General features: G+C 34.4%; 3 protein-coding genes and 2 tRNA genes. 3 read left to right on the forward strand and 2 right to left on the reverse strand.

Features of this window, described 5'->3' with window-relative positions:
- Positions 1-398 (reverse strand): TrmH family RNA methyltransferase (locus tag B3J44_RS04410; protein WP_286966067.1); only part of this gene is annotated, 398 nt, incomplete at its 3' end.
- Between the two features lie 75 nt (positions 399-473).
- On the reverse strand, positions 474-905 hold the full coding sequence (locus B3J44_RS04415; protein WP_198854415.1) for a DUF1573 domain-containing protein: 432 nt from the start codon (positions 903-905) through the stop codon (positions 474-476).
- Positions 906-1,064: 159 nt separating this feature from the next.
- Here B3J44_RS04415 and mutS point away from each other — a divergent pair, with 159 nt between their 5' ends.
- The 3 genes from mutS (at position 1,065) to B3J44_RS04430 (ending at position 4,006) form a co-directional block, all read left to right on the forward strand.
- Positions 1,065-3,671: a DNA mismatch repair protein MutS gene (gene mutS / locus B3J44_RS04420; protein WP_286966068.1), complete on the forward strand. Its 2,607-nt coding sequence runs from the start codon at positions 1,065-1,067 to the stop codon at positions 3,669-3,671.
- A gap of 161 nt (positions 3,672-3,832) precedes the next feature.
- Positions 3,833-3,905 (forward strand) — tRNA-Gly (locus B3J44_RS04425).
- Positions 3,906-3,920: 15 nt separating this feature from the next.
- Positions 3,921-4,006: transfer RNA gene (locus B3J44_RS04430), tRNA-Leu, on the forward strand.
- Positions 4,007-4,032 lie beyond the last annotated feature (26 nt).

The raw sequence follows: 4,032 nt of genomic DNA on the forward strand, positions 1-4,032 counted from the left end.
CCATAAACTTCATTTCCGAAAACTAAGGCATATTTCTGATCTTTTTCAATTTTAAAATCTTGAAGAAAGACAGCACTTTCAACTTGTTCGATAGCCATTGTTAATACATTTTCTTTCTTTAAGTTTTCGATAACTTCCAGAACACTTTCGTGATGTTCCCAAGCAACAGTTTCAGTCGCGCCAAGAGCAGTTTTATGAATTTCTTTATTTGGAGGAGTTGCTGTAATGCCGCAAAGAATTATTTTTTCAATCAAAAACGCATCAGCAGTTCTAAAAACAGAACCAATATTATGCAGACTTCGAATATCGTCTAAAACTAATATTAAAGGGGTTTTCTCCGATTTTTTAAAATCTTCAATTGATTTACGGTCTAGTTCGCTGTTTTCGAGTTTTCTCATTGTTTTTAAATTGTAGTCATAAAAAAAGCTTCCAAAGATAAGGAAGCTTTTTGATTATTTTAAATGTTTCTCAGATTAGCTTTTTACTGGATCTGGTAAAACTGTACCTTTAATAGTAAGGATTTTTGTTGGTTGTCCTTCTGCGTTAGAAGTTACAGTTACAGTTTTTGTAAAAGCACCAACTCTGTCAGTAGCATATTTTACACCAATAACACCTTTAGCTCCTGGAGCGATTGGTTCTTTTGGAGTAGTTGGAACAGTACATCCACAAGATCCTTGAGTGTTAGTGATAATTAATGGTTTTGTACCATTGTTAACAAAAACAAATTCACGTTTTCCATCAGCATTGTGTGCGATAGTTCCGTAATCAATAGTTTCTGTTTCGAAAAGCATTCCAGCTCCTTCAACTTTAGCAACTTTCTCAGCTTTAGCTTTTTTAGTTGTTTGTGCATTAGTAGCTGTGATACCAGCTACAGCTAACATAGCGAATAAGATTATTTTTTTCATCTTTAAGGGTCTTTTTTTTAAATGATAAACAAAGCTATATAAAATTCTTAAATCACAACCTAAAAATATCTTAAAATATTTTAATTTTTGAAGCTTTCGATATACGGTTAAAAAAGCATAAATTCGCTGTCTTAATTTTTTCATTTAAAATATAATAATTTGGCAGCTAAAGAAAAAGTGGTGAAAGAAACACCTTTAATGAAACAGTACAACGAGATCAAGGCTAAATATCCTGATGCATGTCTGCTTTTCAGAGTAGGAGATTTTTATGAAACCTTTGGAGAAGACGCCATTAGAGCTTCTAAAATTTTAGGGATAACCTTAACTAAAAGAGGAGCTGGATCTGATACAGAAACAGCATTAGCGGGGTTTCCACATCATTCTGTAAATACTTATTTGCCAAAATTGGTAAAAGCTGGGCTTCGTGTAGCAATCTGTGATCAGTTGGAAGATCCTAAAATGACAAAAACTATTGTAAAAAGAGGTGTAACGGAGCTTGTAACTCCTGGAGTTTCTTTAAACGATGAGGTCTTACAGTCAAAATCGAATAACTTCTTAGCATCTGTTTATTTTGCGAATAAAAATATCGGAATTTCTTTTTTAGATGTTTCAACAGGAGAGTTTTTAACGGCTCAAGGAAATGCAGAATACATTGATAAGTTGCTTCAAAACTTTAATCCGAGTGAGGTTTTAGTGCCAAAGAATAATAAAGGTGATTTTAAAAATGCTTTTGGAGAAGATTTTCATAGTTTTTATTTAGAAGATTGGATCTATAAAGAAGATTATGCATTAGAAACCTTAACAAAGCATTTCCAAACGAATTCCTTAAAAGGATTTGGTGTCGAAGAATTGAAAGAAGGAATTATTGCTTCCGGAGCAATTTTGTACTATTTATCAGAAACACAGCATAATCGTGTACAACATATTACAGCGATTCAGCGTATTGCAGAAGATGCTTACGTTTGGATGGATCGCTTTACGATTAGAAACTTGGAATTATATCACAGCTATAATCCAAATGCAGTTACACTTTTGGATGTTATTGATAAAACGCTTTCTCCAATGGGAGGACGTTTACTGAAGCGTTGGCTGGCTTTGCCATTGAAAGATGCGAATAAGGTAAAAAGCAGACATGAAGTCGTAGCGTATTTAAAATCGAATTCTGAAATTCTGCATAATATCCAATATCAAATCAAGCAGATTTCAGATTTAGAACGTTTAATCTCTAAAATTGCTGCAGGAAAAGTTTCTCCTCGTGAAATCGTGTATTTAAAGGAATCTTTGGATGCCATTATTCCAATTAAAACTCTTGCGTTAGAAAGTCCGCAAGAAGCGGTAAAAGTTATTGGAGACAGTTTGCATGCGTGCGATCTGCTTCGCGAAAAAATTAAGACTACACTAAATCAAGATGCTCCAGTTGCCATTTCGAAAGGGAATGCTATTGCGAGCGGAATAAATGAAGAATTGGACGAACTTCGTGCAATTTCAACTTCAGGAAAAGAATTTTTAGAAGGAATTGAAAAAAGAGAATCTGAAAGAACTGGAATTTCGTCATTAAAAATTTCTTTTAATAATGTTTTCGGATATTATATCGAAGTTAGAAACACGCATAAAGATAAAGTTCCAGAAGAATGGATTCGTAAACAGACTTTGGTAAATGCGGAGCGTTATATTACCGAAGAATTAAAAGAATACGAAACGAAGATTTTAGGAGCCGAAGAAAAAATCTATAAAATAGAAAGTGAGCTTTTTGAGCAATTAGTAGCTTGGATTTCGACATATATCAAACCAGTTCAAATGAACGCGTATTTGGTTGCGCAATTGGATTGTTTATGTTCATTTACGCAAATGGCTGTCGAAAATCAATATGTGCAACCTGAAATCGATGATACATTTGAATTGGATATCAAAAACGGAAGGCATCCTGTAATTGAAAAACAATTGCCAGTTGGAACGCCTTATATTGCCAATGATGTTTTCTTAGACAGAGAGACGCAGCAGATTATTATGATTACCGGGCCAAACATGTCGGGTAAGTCGGCTATTTTAAGACAAACGGCTTTGATTGTACTTCTGGCTCAAATGGGAAGTTTTGTTCCTGCTGATAGTGTTAGAATGGGAATCGTAGATAAGATTTTTACCAGAGTTGGAGCTTCAGATAATATTTCGATGGGAGAATCTACTTTTATGGTAGAAATGAACGAAACAGCTTCTATTTTGAATAACTTATCAGATAGAAGTTTGGTATTGTTAGATGAGATTGGAAGAGGGACAAGTACTTATGACGGAATCTCGATTGCTTGGGCAATTGCTGAGTTCTTGCATGAACACCCAGGAAGAGCAAAAACGCTTTTTGCAACGCATTATCATGAGCTGAATGAAATGACAGAATCTATGCCGAGAATCCAGAATTTCAATGTGGCTGTAAAAGAACTAAAAGATACCGTTCTTTTTGTTAGAAAACTAGTAAAAGGAGGAAGTGCGCATAGTTTCGGAATTCACGTGGCAAAAATGGCTGGAATGCCTCAATTGGTTGTTTCAAAAGCACAAAAGCTTTTAAAGAAATTAGAAAAAAATCATTCAAGCGATGCTTTGAACGGAATAAAATCGGCAAATGAAGAAATGCAGATGAGTTTCTTTAATCTAGATGATCCTTTGTTGGAAGAGATAAAAGAAGAAATTTTAAATCTCGATATTAATGCAATTACACCAGTAGAAGCGCTGATGAAATTGAATGAGATTAAAAGAATGCTGGTAAAGAAATAAAATTTAAAAATTTTTCAAATTTAAACTTTAGGTTATCAGAACGTTATAAAATAAGTAGATTTTTTTTTGAAAAAACGCTTGTGTAATTGAATAAATGTCCTAAATTTGCACTCGCAATACAAAACAAAACAAGTGTTGCGGTTCTTAATAAATTTGAAAATGCGAAAATAGCTCAGTTGGTAGAGCGCGACCTTGCCAAGGTCGAGGTCGCGGGTTCGAGCCCCGTTTTTCGCTCTAAAACCATACAATGCTCGGATGGTGAAATTGGTAGACACGCTGGACTTAAAATCCAGTGAACAGCAATGTTCGTGCGGGTTCAAGTCCCGCTCTGAGTACTAAAAACTTCAATTGACTTTTGTTA

It is taken from the genome of Flavobacterium sp. UBA4854 (assembly GCF_002399805.1).
GTDB classification, from domain to species: Bacteria; Bacteroidota; Bacteroidia; order Flavobacteriales; family Flavobacteriaceae; genus Flavobacterium; species Flavobacterium ginsengisoli.

Bases quoted from the DNA above. Each gene is read 5' to 3' on its own strand.
- B3J44_RS04415 (WP_198854415.1), bottom strand. From the start codon at position 905: ATGAAAAAAATAATCTTATTCGCTATGTTAGCTGTAGCTGGTATCACA.